This is a genomic window from Streptomyces typhae (assembly GCF_009755605.1).
Taxonomy (GTDB): Bacteria; Actinomycetota; Actinomycetes; order Streptomycetales; family Streptomycetaceae; genus Streptomyces; species Streptomyces typhae.
Genome location: NZ_WPNZ01000006.1, coordinates 186,314 through 205,704, shown reverse-complemented (window position 1 = coordinate 205,704; position 19,391 = coordinate 186,314). Strand labels below are relative to the sequence as shown.

The following is a 19,391-nucleotide window of genomic DNA, read 5'->3' as shown; positions in this document are numbered from 1 at the left end:
GCCCGTACACGAGGGACACGAGTCACTACTCGATGGACATGAGCCAGTACACGATTCCGACCGTCGTCGAGCGCACCCCGCAGGGTGAGCGCGCCTACGACGTCTACAGCCGGCTGCTGTCCGAGCGGATCATCTTCCTCGGCACCGAGATCGACGACGGCGTCGCCAACGTCGTCATCGCCCAGCTCCTCCACCTGGAGTCGTCCGCGCCGGAACACGAGATCGCCCTGTACATCAACTCGCCCGGCGGCTCCGTCACTTCCCTGATGGCCATCTACGACACCATGACCTTCGTCGGCGCGCCCATCTCGACGTTCTGCGTCGGCCAGGCCGCGTCGACCGCGGCGGTGCTGCTCGCGGGCGGCGACCCCGGGCGGCGGTTCGTCCTCGAACACGCCCGGGTCCTGCTCGGACAGCCGGCGAGCGGCGGGCAGCAGGGGACCGTGTCGGACCTGAGCCTGCACGCCAAGGAGATGGTGCGCATCCGCAGCCAGGTGGAGGAGGTCCTCGCCCGCCACACCCACCACGACGTGGCGACGCTGCGGGCCGACACCGACCGCGACAAGGTGTTCACCGCGCACGAGGCGGTCGCGTACGGGCTCGCCGACGAGGTCGTCAGCCGCCGTCGCGCGACGCTCGGCTGAGGCCCACGCCTGCCGCGAACCGGGCGACGACCGGCTCCAGACAGCCCGCGTGGTCGGCGCCCGCGCCGCCGAGGCGTGCGAGCCCCGCCGGGGAGCCGACGAACGCGATCCGGTCCAGCTCCGGTTCGCGGCCCCGTGCCTCCTCGGCGGACGCGAGGTCCGCGAACCGCCCGCGCAGGTGCGCCGGAGGCCGGGCCGGGGCGAGGAACAGGACGCCCGCGCTCCCGTACGGGCCGCGCGCCACGCCCCACAGGGTGAGGTCCTCGGGGAGCTGAGTGACACCGGTCTCCTCGGCCAGCTCCCGGGTGGCGTTGCGGCGCAGCGCGGCCAGGTCGAGAGGCACGCCCTCCGGTGGCGGTTCGACGGCGCCGCCCGGCAGCTGCCAGCGGCCGGGCGCCGCCGTCGACGCGGCCATCCGTCCCACGAGCAGCCGCCCGTCCGGGGTCGGCTGGAGCACGTCGGTGTAGAGGGACGCCACGCACGCGGTCGCGCCGGGGACACGGCGCAGGCCGTAGCGGCGGTACGTCGTCCTGACCCAGGTGAGCACGAGACCGCGCGAACCGTCCTCGGCCAGCCCCGCACACGCCGCCACCGGGCCGTCGAAGAGGGACGGCCCGGCCCGGACCGCCTCGTCCCAGATCCGGTCCATGGCCGCCCGCTCCCGGGGCGGCACCGGCGGGGCGGTGGCCTCGACGAGGTGGATGCGGCGTACGTGGAGGAGTTGGTCCGTGCTCGGCACCCTAGGCGGCGAGCCGCAGCTGCGCCTGGTGCGGGCCGCCGCCCCGGCCCGTGGCGGCGCGGGACGACGCGAGGGGCGCGGCGGCGAGGGGAGTGGTGACTGTCGACACCGCGCGCCCGCGCACCGGCGCCGCACCACCGCGGGCGCGCGGGCGGCGCAGGGCGAGCAGCAGGTCGCCGTGGGCGAGGGCCAGCAGGTCGGCGAGGTCGAGGCCGAGCGCGGCGGCCGCCGCGGCGAGCACCTCGGATGACGCCTCCTTGCGGCCGCGCTCGACCTCGGAGAGATACGGCACCGAGATCCGCGCGGCGTCCGCGACGTCCTTCAGCGTCCGCTCCTGGGCCTGGCGTTCACGCCGCAGGACGTTCCCGACGAGATCGCGCCAGAGAGGCTGTCTGGGCGCGGATCCGGGCGCTGCGGCGGGGGCCGCGGCCCGCGGGGCCGGGCGCAGGGGGATGACGCGGGCGGCCCGGCCTCCCGTGGGCGGGAGGTCCGCGGGCTCGGCCCCGGCAGGCTTCGAATTCGTCGCGTGGCTGCTCACGGCTTCAGAGTAGGAGCGGTGATCTCCGTGCGGTCGGCGTTCTGCCGACGGCGTAGCGCGTTCTGCCGACGGCGTAGCGTGTTCCGCCGACGGCACAGGGCGTTCTGCCGACGGCGAAGCGGCCCCCATGCCGCTTCCTTCGGGGAGGCCCCCGAGGCTCGACCCTCTGGCCGGGGAACCCAGCGGACCACCCCGCACGTTGAAGCGATTGGCGCACCGGCGCCCTCCGTCGAGCGACGGCACACCGACCCGACCAGGAGGCCCCGCGTGCAGCAGCGCACCCGGTCGGCGCGCCTGGCCGCGTCCCTGCTGTCGGCGGTCGTCGCCGTCCTCGCGTTCGCCGTGCCCTCCCGCGCGTCGACCGTGGCCACCGCCGGTCCCGCGGCGGCCCGCGCCTGGGTGGCCGCGGCGCCCGACGCCACCGCGGGGTCCCCGGGCCGCCAGCGCCCGGCGGCCCACGGCCCGCACCCCTCGTACGGCAAGGACGGCCCCCGCGCGGTCCACGCGACTGCCGCGCACCTGCACCACCTCCAGATCCCGCACCCACCGGGCCCCGGCACCGCGGGCGGCGGCACGCACGACGTGCCGCACCGTGCCCTCGGCGGCCCCGACGCCCGGCTCCACCCCGCCACGCCGCCCACACGGTTCGCGGACGCCGCACCCGAGCCGCGCGGGCCCCCGTCCCGACGGAGCTGACACCACCCACCGGACGCCGCGGACCAGTACGCGCCGTCCGCCTTCGTCATGCCTTCGTCATGCCTTCTTCGAGGAACTTCCCCAGTGGAACTTCCTCCGTGGAACTTCGTGGATGTGGAGAACCCCCATGCCCCGCGCACCCCTGTGGCGGGCGCTCGTCGCGCTCGTCGCCGTCGCCGCCTCGCTGTACATCGCCCTCACGCAGTCGCCCCGCCTGGGGCTAGACCTGCGGGGCGGCACGCAGATCGTCCTGGAGACCAAGGACTCACCCACCGTCGAGGCCGACGCCGACGCCACCCGCAGAGCCGTCGAGGTCCTGCGGCAGCGCGTCGACGCCCTCGGCGTGTCCGAACCGAGCCTCGCGCAGGCCGGCGACCGGAGGATCATCGTGGAGCTGCCGGGGGTGCGGGACCCCCGGGAGGCCTCCGAAGTGATCGGCCGCACCGCGCAGCTGACGGTGCACCCGGTGGCGGCCGAGACCGACCGCAAGGGCCCCGCACGGCCCGCGCCCGACGGCTCCCGCACCCTGCCCGACCCCGACCGCCCCGGCGGGCACCTGGAGCTCGGGCCGACCGTGCTCACCGGCGACGGCGTCAAGAACGCCGAGGCCGCCCTCGACCAGCAGTCCATGAACGGCTGGTACGTGACGCTCGACTTCCGCGGCAAGGCGGGCGGCGACTGGGCCGACGTGACCGGCAAGGCGGCGTGCGCACCGCAGGGTTCGCCCGAGCGGCGGGTGGCCATCGTGCTCGACGGCAAGGTCATCTCGGCGCCCGGCGTGAACGCCGACGTGGCGTGCGGGACCGGCATCACGGGCGGCACCACCCAGATCACCGGCGGCTTCGACGAGGACGAGGCCCGCGACCTGGCGGCGCTCGTCAAGGGCGGCGCCCTGCCCGTGCCCGTCGACGTCGTCGAGCAGCGCACCGTCGGCCCGACGCTCGGCGCCGACGCCATCGCCGCGAGCACCCAGGCCGCCCTCATCGGCCTGGCCCTGACCGCGCTGTTCATCACCGTCGTCTACCGCCTCCTCGGCGCCCTCGCGACCGTCGCGCTCGGGCTGTACGGGCTCATGTCGTACGCGGCCCTGGTGGCGATCGGCGCCACGCTGACGCTGCCCGGCCTCGCCGGGTTCGTCCTCGCGATCGGTATGGCGGTCGACGCCAACGTCCTTGTCTTCGAACGCGCCCGGGAGGAGTACCTCGGCACGCGCGGCACCGGCAGCCTCCCCAAGTCCCTGCACACGGGCTTCGCCAAGGCCTGGAGCGCCGTGATCGACTCCAACGTCACCACGCTGCTCGCCGCGGGCCTGCTCTTCACCTTCGCCACCGGACCCGTGAAGGGCTTCGGCGTGACGCTGTCCATCGGCGTCCTGGTGTCGATGGTCTCCGCGTTCGTCGTCTCACGGGTGCTCGCCGAGACCGCGGTGCGCCGCGGCTTCGTGCGCCGCCGCCCCCGCCTCACCGGACTCGCCGCCACCGGCCGGGTCCGCGCCCTGCTCGCGCGCCGCGAACCCCGCATCGTGCAGCACCGGCGCCGCTGGCTCGGCGCGAGCGCGCTGCTCGTCGCCGTCGCCGTCGCGGGCATCGTCGTGCGCGGGCTCGACCTGGGCGTGGAGTTCACCGGCGGGCGTCTCGTCGAGTACTCCACCAGCAAGCAGGTGGACGCCGACACGGCCCGCGAGGCCGTCGCCGACGCCGGGTTCCCGCGCGCGGTGGTGCAGGAGTCCGGCGCGGGCGACATCAGCGTCCGCACCGGTGAACTGAGCGACGCCGAACAGCACAGGATCAAGGAGACGCTCGCCGAGCACGGCGGCGGCCGGGTCGAGGTCGAACGCGACGAACGGATCGGCCCGAGCCTCGGGGACGAACTGCGGCAGAAGGCGCTGATCGCCCTCGGCATCGCCGTGGCCGCCCAGCTGATCTATCTGACGGTGCGGTTCCGCTGGACCTTCGCCTCCGCCGCCGTCGTCGCCCTGGTGCACGACGTGCTCCTGGTGGTGGGCCTGTTCGCGTGGCTCGGCAAGACGGTCGACAGCGTCTTCCTCGCCGCCGTCCTCACCGTGGTCGGCTACTCGGTCAACGACACGGTCGTCGTCTTCGACCGCGTCCGGGAGGCACGCCGCCGCGACCCGCGGGCGGCGCTCGCGGCGACCGCCAACACGGCCGTCGTGCGGACCCTGCCGCGCACCGTGAACACGGGCATGGGCGCCCTGTTCGTGCTCGGCGCGCTCGCCGTGCTCGGCGGCGACTCGCTCGCGGACTTCTCCGTGGCGCTCATCGCGGGCGTCGTCCTCGGCGTCCTGTCGACGGTGTCGGTCGCCGTACCCGTCGCGGTCCTCCTGGAACACCGCAAGCCCGCGCCGCCGCGCGGCCCCGCAGGCGGGGAGCGCGGCAGGAGGACACCGGGCACGAGCCCGCTGGAGGCGCGGCGGCAGCGGGGTACGGGAGCGGTCGTCTGACGCCCGACCGGCTGCGGCGCGCTCGTCCGACGCCCGGCACGCTGCACGGCTGAGCCCGGTCGTCGCTGTCCGGCGTCCGGTCGCCCGGCACCCGGCTGCGCGTGCACGGCTGAGCCCGGTCGTCCGCTGTCCGGCTGTCCGGCTGTCCGGCGTCCGGTCGCCCGGCACCCGGCTGCGCGACTCCTGGGCGTCCGCCGTCCGATCCGGCCGCCACCCACCGGTTCCGACAAGCCGGCGTCCCCGCCCGGTCCGGGGCGGGGACGCCGGCACCGGCGCGGTGGCCGACGCGGTTCCTACGCTCGCGTCAGCGCGCGACGCGCCAGGTCAGCGACCCGCTGAGCAGCTTGCGCAGCTCCGGGTCGCGCACCGCGCGCGTCGGGTCCGTGGCCCGCACGGTGACTTTGTGCGTGCGGCCGTCCGCCGGTACGCCGAGGGTCCTCGGGGTGACGGACCGCGCGTCGGCGCCCTTCTTCACGGACTTCCCGTCGACGGACCAGCGCAGCCGGACGCCCTCGGCCGCCTGCACCTTCAGCTTCTGCCCCCGGCGCACCTCGGTGGCCGTGGGCGTGAGCGCCGACACGACGGAGGCGTGCCGGTGGAAGCCCGCGATCATGGCTTCCCTGCCGGGCGAGTTGAACTCCCGGCCGAGCGTGCGCATGATCGAGTTGTCCGTGGGCCGGTACAGGCCGCGCGGGTAGTAGCCGCCGCCCTCGTACGCGCCGACCGTGCCGCCGTCGGGCGAGGACTGGCCGATCCAGCGGTACCACTTCTTCTTCTGCGCGGTGAGCTGCGCGGCGGTGAGCTTGCTGGTGTTGGACTCCCACGGCTCGGCACCGGTGTACGTGCCGTACTCGTCGTACCAGTACTCGTCCGCGAGCTTGCCCAGCGAGTGCCCCGTCTCGTGCACGACGACCTGCGAGGACTGCGCGTGGTCGGAGGAGGCGGTGGCGATGCCGTCGTAGCCGGACGGCGAGGTGATGTCGTTGTAGCCCGCGCCGCCGTACTTCGTGGAGTTCGACAGGACGATCACCAGGTCGGGGTCGGCGGCCCTCTTCGCGTACGCCTCCACCTTGTTGGTGTCGACGCACAGCAGCCGCTCGATGCCGTCGCAGTAGAACGCCGAGCCGAGCGCGGTGTCCTTGCGGACGGTGCTGGTCGGGTCGCCCGAGACACCCGACTGGCGCGAGTGCGCGTCCACCGCCCACACGTTGAAGAGGTTCTTGTACGAGGCGGACGGCTGGACGGCGGAGACCTCCGCCCACTTCTTCCGCACGTCGGCGTGGAAGTCCTCCTGCTGGGCCGCGGTGTAGCCGTCGCCGATGAAGACGACGTCGGCCTTGGCGCTCGTGGGGCCGTTCTGCACGATCGGCACCACGGTCCCGTCGTCGGCGACGGCCTCGCGCTCCCGGTCCGAGAGCGGTTCGGGGGCCGGCACCTCGGTGTGCCGGGGGTGGCCGCCGGGGCCCGTGAAGTACTCGACGTGCTGGGTGGGCCGGTCGTCGGACCGGGTGGGGCCGGGTTCCGCGGTGGCGCCCGCCGTGGCGGCGAGCGTCGCCGACAGGGCGATGCCCGCGGCTGCGGCGATCTTCAGCGGTGTACGTCTGGCTATGCCGGACTTGCGTCTGCGCATGGTGGGGGTCCTTCCGAAAGCCGCCGTGTAAATGGCGAGTTAAGCCCGCTTAAGGCGTCGCTCAACGTAGAGGCTCCGGGGGGTGCGAGGCAATGGTGAGGCACAAGGTGCCTCTGGGACAGCGGAGTTCACGCCAGCGGCGCACGCCCGTGCGAACGGCGCTCCAGAGCGGCGACGCGCCCCCTGTCGGCCGTCGCACGGGCTGCGGGCGTGGGAATTCCCGTCGGCATCTATGCAGCACCGCCGTCATCGACTTAGCTCGGGACCTGACCCAGGGAAGGGGAGAGGTGGCGGAGAACAATCCCGGGGGCGCGCGTCCCGACGGGGCGGTGGACCCGGCCGACATCGGCCGCCGTGTGCTGCGGCTGCGGACCGAAAGAGGACTCACCCAGCGGCAGGTGGCCGAGCCCGCCTACACGGCCGCGTACGTGTCCACGCTCGAGTCCGGCAAGGTGCGGCCCTCCGAGGCGGCGCTGCGCCACCTCGCGGGCAGGCTCGGCGTCGACTACGGGGAACTGCTCACGGGCCGGCCCGCCCGTCTCGCCACGGACCTGCGCCTGCGCCTGACCGACGCACGGCGGGCCCTCGCCACCGGCGCCCCCGAGGACGCCGCCGCCCTCTTCCGCACGCTGCACGAGGAGGCGGTCGCGCACGGACTGACCGAGGAGCAGGCCACGGCCCTCCAGGGACTCGGCGACTGCCTGCTCGAATCCGGCGAACTCACCGACGCCCGCGACTGCTTCGCCGCCGTCGAGGGCCTCCTCGCCGACCAGCCCCTGCCCCGCCGCGTCCCCGCCATCCGGGGCCGCGCCACCGCCCATCTGCTCACCGGCGAACTGCGCTACTCCTGCTACCTCCTGGAGTCCACCCTCGACGAGCTGAACGCGGCCGGACTGCACGACCCCGACGCCCTGCTGCTCCTCTACACCGCGTCCATCGCCCCGTACATGGACATGGGAGCGCACGCCCGCGCCGCCCACGCCGCCGAACTCGCCCTCGCCCTCGCCCCGAGCGTCAGCGATCCGGCCCTGGTCGCCCACATGCACCGCGGCGTCGCCCGCACCCTGATCGCCGAGGGCCGCACCGCGGAGGCCGACACCTCCCTGGCCAAGGCCCAGGAGCTCTACCGGCACCTGCACATCCGCACCGAACTCGCCCACTGCCACTGGATGCGCGGCTACGTCAGCGCCCAGGACGGGGACCTGGAGCGCGCCGAGAGCGAGCTGCGCACGGCCCGCGACATGCTCGCCTCCAAACGTGCCGCGCTCTTCACCGGGCAGGTCGAGGTCGAACTCGCCGACGTGCTGCGGCGGCGCGGCAAGGCCGAGGAGGCGGAGGCCCTCCTGCGGCCCCTGCTCACCTCGGGCGAGGCCACCGGCGCCCTGGGCGCCGAGCGCGGCGCCGTGCACGCGGGCGGCGCGCACCGGCTTCTCGGTCTCATCGCCGAGGAGCGCGGCGACACCGAGGGCGCCGAGGAGCACTACTGCGCGGCCCTGTCCCTCCTGGAGCGCTCCAGCGCGGCGGGCGACGTGGCGGACCTGTGCCGCCTCCTCGGCGACCTGCTGCGCCGCACCGGCCGGGTGGAGGCCGCCATGGACGCCTACCGCACGGGCCTCGGCCACCGAGCGGCCCCGGGCACCACGACCCTCGGCCCGGCCCCGGCGACCCCGCCGATGTGAGGCACACGGACGGGAAAGCACCCGAACGCCCTTGCCTTCGCGTGCGCTTCAACGCCTAGCGTCTGGCGCTGTCGCACCGACCGACCGCGAGGGAGAGCACCATGAAGCACGTCGAACTCGGCCGCACGGGGGAGAAGGTCAGCCAGATCGGGCTCGGCTGCATGCTGATGGGCACGACGACGGACGAGGCGACGTCGGTCGCCGTGCTCGACCGCTTCACCGAGGCGGGCGGCACGTTCCTGGACACCGCGAACTGCTATGCCTGGTGGTCGCGTCCGGACAGCGACGGCGGCGAGAGCGAGTCCCTGCTCGGCCGCTGGCTGGCCGCCGGGAAGCAGCGGGACCGCGTGTTCCTCGCGACCAAGGCGACGGCCCTGCCCCTGAACGCGGACGAGGCGCGGCTCGCCGACGGCAGCGCCGACTGGGACCGGGTGCGGTTCGACGGAGCCGGGGCAAAGACCCTGCACACGTCGATCGACGACAGCCTCCGCAGGCTCGGCACCGACCACGTCGACCTCTACTACGTCCACGTCGACGACAGGGCCACCCCCCTGGAGGAGACCCTGGAGGCGCTCGCGGAGATCGTGCGGGCGGGCAAGGCCCGGTACATCGGCTGGTCCAACGTCCGCACCTGGCGCGTGGAGCGCGTTCGCGGCCTGTGCGAACGCCACGGCTGGCCCGCCCCGGTCGCCCTCCAGCAGCAGCACTCGTATCTGCGCCCGCGCACCGGACTCGACGCGGCCGGCGTGGTGGACACCGACCAGCTCGACTATCTGCGCGCCCACGACGACCTCGCTCTCGTCGCCTACTCGCCGATCCTGCGCGGCATCTACGACGACGAGGCCAAGCGCCGCGGCCACTGGATGATGGAGCGGTACGCGGGTCCCGACGCCGAGGCCCGCCTCGCCGCGCTCGCGGAGGTGGCCGCCGAAGTGGGGGCGACGCCCAACCAGGTGGTCCTCGCCTGGCTCCTGCACCAGACGTCTCCCCGGACCGTGCCCCTGGTCGGCCCGCGCACCCTGGAACAGTACGAGGCCGCCCTGCCCGCGCTCAGCGTCACGCTCTCAGCGGACCAGCTGGCCCGGCTGGACACCGCGGGAGTGTGAGACGGGTCCGCGGTCCTGGACACCGCGGGAGTGTGAGACGGGTCCGAGGGCGGTGGGCGGTTCAGCCGACGGGCCGGCGGTAGACCTGCCGCGAACCGCCCTCCGGCCCCGGCTCGGCGGCCTCGGCCGGGCTGAACCCCAGGTTCTCGTAGAAGACGCGTGCGCCGCTGCTCACGGCTCCCGGATGATCGGCCCCGAAGGTGATCACCTCGATGCTGCCGGGGCCACGGACGAACACCCGCGTCGCCTCGTCCATCAGTGCGCGGCCGACCCCCTTGCCGCGCAGCCGTCCCGAGACCACGAGCCAGTGGACGTGATGGACGGGGGGCCGCGCACCGAACAGCAGTCCGCCGACGACCTCCGCCGCTCCCGCCCGCTCCTCGACGGCGACGAGCGCCAGCTCCCGGTGTATGTGGTCGTCCAGGGCACGGTGGAACCCGGGGTCGTCGACCATCGGGCCGAACCAGTGCTCGACCTCGGCGGCGAGGCCGAGAAGACCGGGGACGTCCTGCTTGCGGGCGGTCCTGACGATCATCCGGCCCGTCCTACGGTGCGCCCGGGGACGCGGGCGACGACGCCCACGTGGACGGTGCCGTGCGAGAACATCAGCCGGCTGCCGGGCGGCAGGGCGTCGGGCAGGGTGCGCACAAGGGCGTACGGATCCTCCGTCATGGGTGACTCCCGTGCGTGTCTGGCCCGGAGCGGGCCGGGGGGCGCGGTGCCGCGGCGGTGCGGGGCGCGGTGGCGTGGAGGATCACGATTATGCCAGCGCGCGGAAGCGGGCCGCCGGGGCCGCCCGTTCACGGCTCCCGGTGATCCGGTGCGGCCTGTCCGTCCGTCCGGCCGGGAACCTGCCCGTCCGTCTCCTGTACGTCGCCCAGGGTGGCCGCGGCCACGGGGTCGCCGCAGGTGAAGTCGCCGGGCGGGATGCCGGGGTGGTGGCCGGGCGCGGCGTCGGACGCCGCCGGGCCGAGGGTGAGACGGGAGACGATGCGGTAGCGGTCGCCGCGGTACAGGGAGTGGACGTACTCCACGGGTCGGCCCGACGTGTCCGTGGTGAGGCGTTCGAAGAGCAGGGCGGGGGAGAGGTCGGGCACGTCAAGGTGGCGGGCCTCGGAGCGGGTGACGACGGTCGGCTCGATCGTCTGCGTCGCCTCGTGCACCCGTACGTTGTGCCGCTCGCGCAGGTGCGCGTACAGGTCACCGGTCTCCAGTTCCCGCGCGGACAGGGCCGGCACGAGGTCGGCCCGCAGGTGCAGGTGCTCGACGGCCATCGGGGTGCCGTCGACGAGCCGCAGCCGCGCCACGTACACGATCCGCCCGGCCGGCGACATCCGCAGCCTGCGGCCCACGCGGGCCCCGGCGGGCACCGTGGTGAACTCCAGGAGCCTGCTCGACCAGGCGCCCGCGGCCTGGGGCGCGGTCAGCGTGGCCCGCTCGGAGACGAGCTCCTGGGTGATCTTCGCGGGGGCGACGAACATGCCGCGCCCGTGCTGGCGCACGAGCAGGCCCGCGGCGACGAGTTCGTCGACCGCGGCCCGCAACGTCGGCCGGGACACACCGAGGTGGGCGCAGAGGGCACGCTCGGACGGGATGCCGTCCCCGGCACCGCGTGACTCGATCAGTTCCAGCACGTAGTCGCGCACCCGCTCCCGTTTGAGCATGGTCCCCGGTGCGTCGGTCTCCATGCCGCCCTCTCCGTCACGTCGTCGTTCCCGCTGCCTCGTCGCCCAGCTGGTCAAGTGAAGTGTAGCCAGAGGAGTCGGACGCGCGTACGGACAACTACGGGCGAGTAACGGCGAGTTGAGGATTTCGCGGGCGCACGGCGAGGCCTGTGGAACCTCCGGTCCCGTGCCACCTCCGTGCACCGACAAGTGGTTACATGACCAGTCGAGACAACTGGTAAATCCGGAGGGACACCGGACCGGCACGGCCATCCCGCGCCGCCGAGGCCCCCTCTGCTGAGATGACCGCATGACGACACAGCAGCCCGCACCGTCCGCCCCCGCCCTCGCCGCCTCCGGGCCAGGCCCTGTCACCCTGCGCGTGCCCGCGGCGGCCGGGCAGCCCGCCATGCTGCTGCGTCCCTGGTCGGACGGTGACGCGGAGGCGCTGATCGACGTGTACCGAGATCCCGTGCTGCGGCGGTGGACCCGTGTACCGGTCGAAGGCCCCGCGGACGCCGCCCGCTGGCTGGCCGCGCGGCACGAGGGGTGGGTGACGGGGAAGTATCTCAGCTTCGCCGCTGTGGAGGAGCCCCCGCACGGTAAGGGCGGCGAGGCGTCGAGGATCGTCGCCACCGTCGCCCTGAAGGGGCCGCTCACCTCCACCGGTGTCGGCGAGGTCGGCTACTGGACGGCGGCGGGGGCGCGCGGCCGAGGTGTCGCGTCGCGTGCCCTGGGCGCTCTCACGGACTGGGCGTTCGTGACGTTCGGCGGCGGCGGACTGCATTGGCTGCATCTGCTGCACCAGGTCGACAACGCTGCGTCGTGCCGTGTCGCGGAGAAGGCCGGCTACGGCCTGAACGCGGTCCTGCCGGTCCGGCCGCCGTTCCCCGTGCCGGGGCATCTGCACGTCCGGCGCCGGGTGACGCCGAGTGACGCCCGATAGCGGTGCGGCCGAAAGGGAAGACGGAAAACGTCGGTAATCGGCCGTTCTCGTGGGCGACGCGAGTGTCGATTACCGCCGATTCGGAGCGGTCTCGCCGGACTTCATTTCCGGCATTGAAAACGGTCACCGATGCAGCCTTTGCGGGCGGCGCCGGATTGCGCTTGACTGCCGCGCGTCGGATGCCGCTATTGCTGGGGGGAATTTCCTGTGGGGCACGTGGGGCACGCTCACTCGCACCATGACCATGGCCACCGGGCAGGTGGCCACGGGGGACACAGTCACGGTGTCTCCGTCGACGCCGACCGGCGCTGGCTTTCGCTGGCGCTCGTATTGATTGGCGTTTTCATTTCGGTGGAGACCGTGATTGCCTTCGCGGCCGGTTCCCTCGCACTGCTCTCCGACGCCGTCCATATGCTCACGGACGCTTTCTCCATCATCCTCGCCCTGATCGCGATGCGGCTCGCCCAACGGCCCGCCAAGGGCACCTATACCTTCGGGCTCAAGCGCGTCGAGATACTGTCGGCGCAGGCCAACGGCCTCACCCTGCTGCTCGCGGCGGTCTGGCTCGGGTACGAGGCCGTGGTGCGGCTCCTGCACCCGCCGGAGGTCACCGGCTGGATGGTCCTCGCCACCGCCCTCACCGGTGTCGCCGTCAACCTCGGGGCGACCTGGTGCCTGTCCAGGGCCAACCGGGCCTCGCTGAACATCGAGGGCGCCTACCAGCACATCCTCAACGACCTGTTCGCGTTCATCGGCACCGCCGTGGCCGGCGTCGTCGTCATGACCACGGGCTTCGCCCGCGCCGACACCATCGCCACGCTGTTCGTCGTCGCCCTCATGGTCAAGGCGGGCTGCGGGCTGCTCCGCGACTCGGGCCGCATCCTGCTCGAAGCCGCGCCCGCGGGCCTCGACCCCGACGCCATAGGCGACCGCCTCGCCGCGTCGCCCGACGTCGCCGAGGTCCACGACCTGCACATCTGGACCATCACCTCCGGTGAACCCGCCCTGTCCGCCCACGTCATGGTCCACCCCGGCGGTGACTGCCACGCCGTACGCCGCGACCTCGACCGCCTCCTCGCCGACACGTACGGCCTCACGCACACCACCCTCCAGATCGACCACGAGGACCACACCCCCCACCCGGCCGCGGCCACGGTGTCCCCCCACTGCGCGGGCGACCACGGCCCGCGCCACCGCAGCGAGCCGCACGCGCACTGACCCGCGGGACGAGGGCGGCTCGGTGTGCGCGCGCTGGTCCCTTCGGCTCACCCCGCCGACGTCACCATGTGGACGGCCAGCCCCACCGTCAGGGCGCCGGAGACCAGAGCCGTCCCCAGCCGGCCGCGGCGGCCGGTGAGGGCGCGGCCCAGGAGCGCCCCGCCCCCGGCGAGCAGCAGTTGCCAGCCGGCGGACGCCGCGAAGGCAGCCAGGGTGAACACCGCCTGCCCGAGGCGGTCGGGCCGCACGTCGGTGCGGCTGCCCACGACGAGCGCGGCGAAGTAGATGACGGTGGTGGGGTTGAGCAGCGTGATGCCGAGGAGGCTGACGTAGGCGCGGGCGGGTGACGGCGCGTCCGGCGTCGCCTCGGCTCCGGGGTCCGGCGTCACCCCGGCTCGGGGGTCCGGCGGTACCTGTACGCCGATGTCCGGCGGTACCTGTACTCCGACGTCCGGCGACACCTGTACTCCGACGTCCGGCGGTGAGGCCGACCCGGCCCCCGCCCCGCGGTACCGCGCGAACGCCTTCGCCGCCGAGTGTGCCGCCAGCGCGACGAGCACGCAGGCGGAGACCCAGCGCAGCGGTCCGACGAGTGGTGTGACGGCAGCCGCGGCCGTGGTGCCCGCGACCACGGCGAGCAGGGCGTACAGGCCGTCGGCCGTCGCCACCCCGAGCGCCGCCGACACGCCGGTCCGCAGCGAGGTGCGGGCGGTGAGCGCCACCAGATGGGCCGCGACCGCGCCCACCGGTACGGCGATCCCGTACCCGGCGAGGAGCCCCGCGACCAGATGCCCGGTCACCGGCGGCGGAGCACGTGCCTCCGCGGTCGGCCGCGCTGCTGCTCGCCCCGCGCCGGGCGGGCGGCGTCGGCGTACGGCAGCGTGGCGGGAACGAGAACGGTGGCGAGGCGCATGCCCCGAGCGTGTTGCCCGCAGGCCGGTCCGGGCAACCGGATTTCCGCGCGCAGGCGGACGGGCGACCCCGACACGCCCCGCCGGGGAGCGGAGGTCAGTACGTGAACCGGGGTGCCGTCGCCGAGAGGACCGCCGTCACGGGGGCGACACCCCAGCCGGCGCGCAACTCGTCCGCGAGCGCCCCGATCAGCTTCGCGACGTCCGCGGGAGCGGAGTCGTGCAGGGCCTCCACGACGATCAGGACGTCCGATGTGGTGTCGCGGACGGCCGAGTGGCCGCTCTGCCGGTTGGTCCAGCGCCGCGCGTGCGCCCTGCGGCTGTCGTCGGCGAAGACGACCTCCCGCGGCGCGGGCCGCTCCACCTCGCCGGAGAACGTCTCGTAGGCCTCGTCCCCGTCGGCGTACCGGACTTCGAGGTTCCCCTCGATGCGGGACATGTCGAAGACGCCCACCGGGATGCCGTACGCGAGGGACGCGGCGTTGCACAGGTCGATCAGGGGGTGGATGCGCGGCAGGACACCCTCCTTGCGGAAGCGGCGCAGCAGGGACTCCGAGGCGCAGCGGTACTGCGTCGGCTTCAGGCCCATGGAGGCGAACGCCCGCCGCCAGGCCCGTACTTCGGGCAGGGAGCTCTCCGGCGTCCCGGCGAGACGCTCGGCGGCCGTGGCGGCGAACCCGGCCACGGCCCGGTCGACCGACGCGTCACGGGTGATGCCCCGGGTGGAGATCACCCCGGGGACGAGGTGGGGGAAGTCCTGCCAGAGGTCGTTCGCATGCTGGAAGTGCACGGTGTTTCCGATCAGGAGGGGGTCGGGGGGGGGCCGGGGGGTCGATGAGATCAATGGAATCGATGGAGACACTGGGGCCGGTGGTGGAAGAGGAGGCGGACGCGGGGTGCGCGGGGGCAGTGAACAGGTGAAGTGAGAGGCGTCGTCAGAGGAGGGCGAGTTTCGCGCCGAGCGCGGCGAACGCGCCCGCGAAGACGCGCCGCAGCCAGGCCAGAACCCGGGGCCTGCCGACGACGTGGTCGCGTACGGCCGCCGCGAACACCCCGTAGAGGATGAACACGCCCAGGGTCATCAGCATGAAGTACACGCTGAGTTCGGTCATGCGCAGAGGGGCGTGGGGGTCGCCCTGGTCGACGAACTGCGGCAGGAACGCGAAGAAGAACAGTGTCAGCTTCGGGTTGAGCAGATTGATCAGCACCGCCGACAGGATCACGTCACCGGCCGAGCGTGGCGGACCGTCCTCCTCTGCCACCAGGGCGCTCTTGTCGCGCAGCGTCCTCCACGCCATGAAGAGGAGGTACGCCACGCCCAGGTACTTGAGCGTCTGGAACGCGACCGCGCCGGCGTGCAGGAGCGCGGCGAGTCCGGTGATCGCGGCCAGCATGTGCGGGACGATGCCGATGCTGCAGCCCACCGCCGCTACCACTCCGGCGCGGGTGCCCCGCGAGAGCCCGGCGGCGACGGTGAACAGCACTCCGGTTCCCGGCGTCACGGTGAGCACGAACGAGGTCAGCAGGAACTCCATGCCTTGACTCTGGCGCCACAATGGTTCCATGAACAGGTCCAATGGATCTCTTTCCGACCGGTCCATAACGCGTCCCGGACCGGAAACGCGCCCAGGGCTGGCGGGGAAGGGGGCCGTGGCCGCGTCCGACTTCCTTCAGCTGAACCCCGCCGAGGCCCCCCGGGGCGGCCTGTCGGACTGGCTGGCGCGGGAGATCCGGCGCGCGGTCGCCGAGGGGCTGCTGCCCGCGGGGAGCAGGCTGCCCGCGACGCGCGTCCTGGCGGGCGAACTCGGCGTGTCACGCGGTGTGGTGACGGAGGCCTATCGGCGCCTGACCGAGGACGGCCACGTCGCCGGGCGCGGCAGGGCCGGAACGATCGTCCAGGCGACGCCCCCGACGCATGTCGCGTCGTTCCGCGAACAGATCCAGATCCGCGCCACCGCACACACAGCACCTGCTGCATCCGGTGCATCCGGTGCATCCGGTGTGCCTGCTGCACCTGCTGCACCTGCTGCGTCCGGTGTGCCCGGCGCGTCCGGTGTGCCCGGCACTCCCGCTACGCCCGGCACCCCAGGCGTGTCCGCCGCATCCGCCGCATCCGCCGCGCCCGCCGGACCCACCGCGCGAGCCGCATACGCCGAACCCACAGGACCTCACGCAGCCGCCGAACACCGCACCTCAGGCCCACCCGAAGCCCCCGGCACACCCCCCGCACCCAGCACCCCCGGCGAACTGCCGCCCCCGGCCGCCCTCTTCGCCGTCCCGCCCGGCACGGGTGTCTTCGACGCGCTGCGGGCCGCCCCCGCCCGCATCGACCTCTCGCCGGGCCTCCCCGACCTCGCCTCGTTCCCGCGCACCGCCTGGCTGCGGGCGGAGCGGACGGTGCTCGCCGGGCTCGAACCCGCGGACTTCGGGTACGGGGACCCGCGGGGCACCCCGGCCCTGCGCCGCGCCGTCGCGCGCTGGCTCGCCCTGAACCGAGGGATCGCCGCCGACCCCGACGAGGTCCTCGTCGTCGCGGGCACCGCCCAGGCCCTCGGGCTGCTCGCCCTGGTGCTCAGGGACGAAGGGGTCACCCGTGTCGCCTTGGAGGACCCCTGTTCCCTGGGCATCCGGCAGCATCTGCACAACTCCGGCCTCGACGCGCCGCCCGTGCCCGTCGACGCGCGGGGCGTCCGCGTCGACGCGCTGCGCGCCACGGGTGCCCGCGTCGCGCTGCTCACCCCCGCCCACCAGTTTCCGACCGGAGTGGTCCTCGACGGCGCACGGCGCCGCGAACTGGGCGACTGGGCGCGGGCCGGCGGCCTGATCATCGAGGACGACTACGACGCCGAACACCGCTACGACCGGCCGCCGGTGCCCGCGCTGCGCGCCACCCTCAGCGACCACGTGGCCTACGCGGGCAGCGTGTCCAAGCTGCTCGCGCCGGCGCTCCGGGTGGGCTGGCTCCTCGCGCCCCGCCGGTACCGCGACGCGCTGGTCGACGCCAAACGCTTCGCCGACCTCGGCAACGCGGCGCTGCCCCAGCTCGTCCTGGCCCGGCTGATGGAGTCCGGCGCCCTCGAACGGCACCTGCGGTTCCTGCGCCGACGCCACCGCGCCCGGCGCGACGCCATGATCGCGGCCATCGCGGAGTCGATGCCGGATGCGGTCGTCCACGGAGCCGCCGCGGGCCTGCACCTGATGGTGACACTGCCGCCCGGCCGTGACGACACCGCCCTGGCCGCGGCGGCGCTGGAGCGCGGCGTCAAGGTGCAGCCGCTGTCCTGGCACACCCAGCGGCCGGGGCTGCCCGGACTCGTCCTCGGCTACGCGGCGAGCACCCCCACGGCGGCACGGGAGGGAGTGGCCGTCCTCGGCGACCTGCTCCGCTGACCGGGCCGCCGCGGGGCCGGGCTCACCGGTGGTCCAGCGTCGGCCGCTCCTCCAGCGGCCGGTACACCGTCAGCGCCTCCAGGAGCTTGTCGACGCGCAGCGCCGTGGGCGCGTCCCGCACCTCACCGTCGTACGCCATCTGCGTCCCCTCGGGCAGGCCCGTCACGACGAGGCGCCGGGAGTGCGCCGACGCGTACAGGCGGGTCCTGGCGAGCCCGCCGGCCAGGGCGGTGGCGAGCAGGCGGGTGCGGGCGAAGCGACCGCCGTGGGCGATCCGCACGTCGAGCAGGCCGTCGGCGAGGTCGTGCCTGCGCACCGGGGCGATGCCCACGTTGCGGTAGGCGCCGTTGCCCGCGAACAGCAGCCACATCGCGCGGCGCCGGCCGTTCACGACGGCGCGCAAGGGCTCGCTCGTACGCAGGACGCGGCCGACGGACAGCAGGGTGGCGGCCGGTCCGCCGATCCGCGGCGACCAGTGCTCCCGCAGCCGGACGAGTTCCGGATAGGAGCCGAGGCTGAAGGTGTTGAGGAAGTAGGCGGGCCGCGCGTCCGCGGGCGCGGGGGCGAGGGGCGTGGCCACCGGCGAGACCCGGCCGACGTCCACGCGGACGGCGGTGCCGCGCGCGACGGCCGCGCAGGCCTCGGTGACGGTCTCCGCGCCGAGGTCGGCCGCGAAGTGGTTGAAGGTGCCGCCGGGCAGCACGAGCAGCGGCACGTCGTACTCCAGGGCGGGCTCCACGGCCGCGTTGACGGTGCCGTCGCCGCCGCAGATGCCGAGGACGCCGCCGCAGCGGGCCGCGTCGCGCGCCGCCTCCGCGATCACGTCGGGCAGCGGCCCCGCGTCGGGCTCATAGATGATCACTTCGGCGCGCGGCAGGGCGATCTTCAACTGCCGCACGGGGTCGGCGAGTTGCGGCTGCGCGCCGGATGAGGGGTTGACGACCACGTACAGGCCCTCGCCCTCGGGCAGCGCGGGGGCGTCGACCCGGGGCCGGGCCGGGGGCGGCAGCTGCGAACGTGAGGGGACGAGTCCGCGTACGGCGAAGGCGGCACCGGCGCCGAGGCTCGCGCCGACCAGGACATCGCTCGGATAGTGCACTCCCGTGTAGACGCGCGAGAAGGCGACCGACGCGGCGACGGGCGCGATCGCGGTGCCCCAGCGGCGCGACTCCAGGGCGGCGCCCACCGTGAACGCCACGGCGGACGCGGCGTGCCCGGACGGGAACGAACTGGTCACCGGCTGGCGCGCCAGATGCCGTATCACCGGCACCGTGTCGAGCGCCGGACGCGAGCGCCGCACCGCCCGCTTGCCGAGGGTGTTGACGGTCGCCGAGGCCAGGGCCAGCGAGGCCGCGCCGCGCACGGCGGCCCGCCGCTCCCGGGTGCCGCCGACCGCCCACATGCCCGCGGCGATGCCGAACCACAGCAGTCCGTGGTTGGCGCTCCGGCTCAGCCGGGGCAGCACGGGTTCGGCGCCCGGCCACGAGCGGGACGCGACCTTGTCGAACGCGGTGTGATCCAGCGTGCGCAGCAGGCGCCGGAGGTTTCCGGGGGCCCCGGGGGAGTGATCGCTCATGCCCCCGTTATACGCGTACGCCCGCCTCCGATGTGCCCCGGGGAGCCGGGTCCTCCCGGTTCGCGGCCGAAGCGCCTCGACCGTGAACCGGGACGTCACCCACCGGTCCCGGCGGGTTCAGTGCCCCGTCGGCGGGCCGCGCCGTGAAGACGCGCTCCAGGAGGCCGTTCAGGGTCGCCCGGTCCGCGGCGTC

Annotated in this window: 18 protein-coding genes; 8 read left to right on the top strand and 10 right to left on the bottom strand. The window is 74.2% G+C overall.

All coding sequences use genetic code 11. The features are described 5' to 3' along the window. Window positions 1–38 precede the first annotated feature (38 nt). Window positions 39–644, top strand: coding sequence for a ClpP family protease (locus tag GPA10_RS13130; protein ID WP_157165811.1), 606 nt, complete (start codon window positions 39–41; stop codon window positions 642–644). On the opposite strand, the gene GPA10_RS13125 is transcribed toward GPA10_RS13130, so the two are convergent. Both GPA10_RS13125 and GPA10_RS13120 read right to left on the bottom strand, forming a co-directional pair. After that, complete coding sequence (locus GPA10_RS13125) at window positions 616–1,383, bottom strand: NUDIX hydrolase (protein ID WP_343040756.1); 768 nt, start codon at window positions 1,381–1,383, stop codon at window positions 616–618. The two genes, GPA10_RS13130 and GPA10_RS13125, sit on opposite strands and share 29 nt — an antisense overlap. Window position 1,384: 1 nt before the next feature. Next, window positions 1,385–1,837 carry a helix-turn-helix domain-containing protein gene (locus GPA10_RS13120; RefSeq protein ID WP_343040801.1) on the bottom strand — a complete coding sequence of 151 codons (453 nt, stop codon included), beginning with the start codon at window positions 1,835–1,837 and terminating at the stop codon, window positions 1,385–1,387. Between the two features lie 351 nt (window positions 1,838–2,188). Here GPA10_RS13120 and GPA10_RS13115 point away from each other — a divergent pair, with 351 nt between their 5' ends. Both GPA10_RS13115 and secD read left to right on the top strand, forming a co-directional pair. Next, window positions 2,189–2,617, top strand: a complete 429-nt coding sequence (locus GPA10_RS13115; protein WP_157165668.1) for a hypothetical protein — start codon at window positions 2,189–2,191, stop codon at window positions 2,615–2,617. Between the two features lie 127 nt (window positions 2,618–2,744). After that, window positions 2,745–5,078 (top strand): protein translocase subunit SecD, encoded by a 2,334-nt coding sequence (gene secD, locus GPA10_RS13110; RefSeq protein ID WP_157165667.1) that lies wholly within the window; start codon window positions 2,745–2,747, stop codon window positions 5,076–5,078. A gap of 304 nt (window positions 5,079–5,382) precedes the next feature. Here secD and GPA10_RS13105 read toward each other — a convergent pair whose 3' ends face one another. Then, window positions 5,383–6,708, bottom strand: coding sequence for a M64 family metallopeptidase (locus GPA10_RS13105; RefSeq protein WP_157165666.1), 1,326 nt, complete (start codon window positions 6,706–6,708; stop codon window positions 5,383–5,385). A gap of 287 nt (window positions 6,709–6,995) precedes the next feature. Between GPA10_RS13105 and GPA10_RS13100 the strand changes: the two genes are divergently transcribed. Both GPA10_RS13100 and GPA10_RS13095 read left to right on the top strand, forming a co-directional pair. Beyond that, window positions 6,996–8,387 (top strand): helix-turn-helix domain-containing protein, encoded by a 1,392-nt coding sequence (locus GPA10_RS13100; RefSeq protein WP_343040755.1) that lies wholly within the window; start codon window positions 6,996–6,998, stop codon window positions 8,385–8,387. 101 nt (window positions 8,388–8,488) lie between these two features. Continuing rightward, complete coding sequence (locus GPA10_RS13095) at window positions 8,489–9,493, top strand: aldo/keto reductase (protein ID WP_157165665.1); 1,005 nt, start codon at window positions 8,489–8,491, stop codon at window positions 9,491–9,493. A gap of 61 nt (window positions 9,494–9,554) precedes the next feature. Here the strand turns inward: GPA10_RS13095 and GPA10_RS13090 are convergent, their stop codons facing one another. The 3 genes from GPA10_RS13090 to GPA10_RS13080 all read right to left on the bottom strand — a co-directional run bounded on the left by GPA10_RS13090 (window position 9,555) and on the right by GPA10_RS13080 (window position 11,181). Beyond that, a complete protein-coding gene (locus GPA10_RS13090) occupies window positions 9,555–10,028 on the bottom strand; it encodes a GNAT family N-acetyltransferase (protein WP_157165664.1) in 474 nt (157 codons plus the stop codon). Next, window positions 10,025–10,165: an SAM-dependent methyltransferase gene (locus GPA10_RS13085; RefSeq protein WP_157165663.1), complete on the bottom strand. Its 141-nt coding sequence runs from the start codon at window positions 10,163–10,165 to the stop codon at window positions 10,025–10,027. The genes GPA10_RS13090 and GPA10_RS13085 overlap by 4 nt, the downstream gene beginning before the upstream one ends. 128 nt (window positions 10,166–10,293) lie before the next feature. Further along, window positions 10,294–11,181, bottom strand: coding sequence for a GntR family transcriptional regulator (locus tag GPA10_RS13080; RefSeq protein ID WP_157165662.1), 888 nt, complete (start codon window positions 11,179–11,181; stop codon window positions 10,294–10,296). Window positions 11,182–11,467: 286 nt separating this feature from the next. Here GPA10_RS13080 and GPA10_RS13075 point away from each other — a divergent pair, with 286 nt between their 5' ends. Beyond that, window positions 11,468–12,103 (top strand): GNAT family N-acetyltransferase, encoded by a 636-nt coding sequence (locus GPA10_RS13075; protein WP_157165661.1) that lies wholly within the window; start codon window positions 11,468–11,470, stop codon window positions 12,101–12,103. A 207-nt stretch (window positions 12,104–12,310) separates the two neighbouring features. Then, complete coding sequence (locus GPA10_RS13070; RefSeq protein WP_425505734.1) at window positions 12,311–13,321, top strand: cation diffusion facilitator family transporter; 1,011 nt, start codon at window positions 12,311–12,313, stop codon at window positions 13,319–13,321. A 47-nt stretch (window positions 13,322–13,368) separates the two neighbouring features. Here GPA10_RS13070 and GPA10_RS13065 read toward each other — a convergent pair whose 3' ends face one another. The 3 genes from GPA10_RS13065 to GPA10_RS13055 form a co-directional block, all read right to left on the bottom strand. Further along, entirely contained in the window at window positions 13,369–14,121 is a 753-nt protein-coding gene (locus GPA10_RS13065; RefSeq protein WP_343040752.1) for a LysE family transporter, read from the bottom strand. Between the two features lie 208 nt (window positions 14,122–14,329). Continuing rightward, on the bottom strand, window positions 14,330–15,022 hold the full coding sequence (locus tag GPA10_RS13060) for a B3/B4 domain-containing protein (RefSeq protein ID WP_343040751.1): 693 nt from the start codon (window positions 15,020–15,022) through the stop codon (window positions 14,330–14,332). 145 nt (window positions 15,023–15,167) lie between these two features. Then, complete coding sequence (locus GPA10_RS13055) at window positions 15,168–15,767, bottom strand: LysE family translocator (protein ID WP_157165660.1); 600 nt, start codon at window positions 15,765–15,767, stop codon at window positions 15,168–15,170. Between the two features lie 238 nt (window positions 15,768–16,005). On the opposite strand from GPA10_RS13055, the gene GPA10_RS13050 reads away from it, so the two are divergent. Then, a complete protein-coding gene (locus GPA10_RS13050; protein WP_425505737.1) occupies window positions 16,006–17,622 on the top strand; it encodes an aminotransferase-like domain-containing protein in 1,617 nt (538 codons plus the stop codon). Between the two features lie 22 nt (window positions 17,623–17,644). On the opposite strand, the gene GPA10_RS13045 is transcribed toward GPA10_RS13050, so the two are convergent. Further along, window positions 17,645–19,198, bottom strand: a complete 1,554-nt coding sequence (locus GPA10_RS13045) for a bifunctional phosphatase PAP2/diacylglycerol kinase family protein (protein ID WP_157165659.1) — start codon at window positions 19,196–19,198, stop codon at window positions 17,645–17,647. Window positions 19,199–19,391 lie beyond the last annotated feature (193 nt).

Bases quoted from the DNA above. Each gene is read 5' to 3' on its own strand.
- GPA10_RS13105 (WP_157165666.1), bottom strand. From the start codon at position 6,708: ATGCGCAGACGCAAGTCCGGCATAGCCAGACGTACACCGCTGAAGATC.
- GPA10_RS13095 (WP_157165665.1), top strand. From the start codon at position 8,489: ATGAAGCACGTCGAACTCGGCCGCACGGGGGAGAAGGTCAGCCAGATC.
- GPA10_RS13045 (WP_157165659.1), bottom strand. From the start codon at position 19,198: ATGAGCGATCACTCCCCCGGGGCCCCCGGAAACCTCCGGCGCCTGCTG.
- secD (WP_157165667.1), top strand. From the start codon at position 2,745: ATGCCCCGCGCACCCCTGTGGCGGGCGCTCGTCGCGCTCGTCGCCGTC.
- GPA10_RS13090 (WP_157165664.1), bottom strand. From the start codon at position 10,028: ATGATCGTCAGGACCGCCCGCAAGCAGGACGTCCCCGGTCTTCTCGGC.
- GPA10_RS13075 (WP_157165661.1), top strand. From the start codon at position 11,468: ATGACGACACAGCAGCCCGCACCGTCCGCCCCCGCCCTCGCCGCCTCC.
- GPA10_RS13080 (WP_157165662.1), bottom strand. From the start codon at position 11,181: ATGGAGACCGACGCACCGGGGACCATGCTCAAACGGGAGCGGGTGCGC.
- GPA10_RS13055 (WP_157165660.1), bottom strand. From the start codon at position 15,767: ATGGAGTTCCTGCTGACCTCGTTCGTGCTCACCGTGACGCCGGGAACC.
- GPA10_RS13085 (WP_157165663.1), bottom strand. From the start codon at position 10,165: ATGACGGAGGATCCGTACGCCCTTGTGCGCACCCTGCCCGACGCCCTG.
- GPA10_RS13130 (WP_157165811.1), top strand. From the start codon at position 39: ATGAGCCAGTACACGATTCCGACCGTCGTCGAGCGCACCCCGCAGGGT.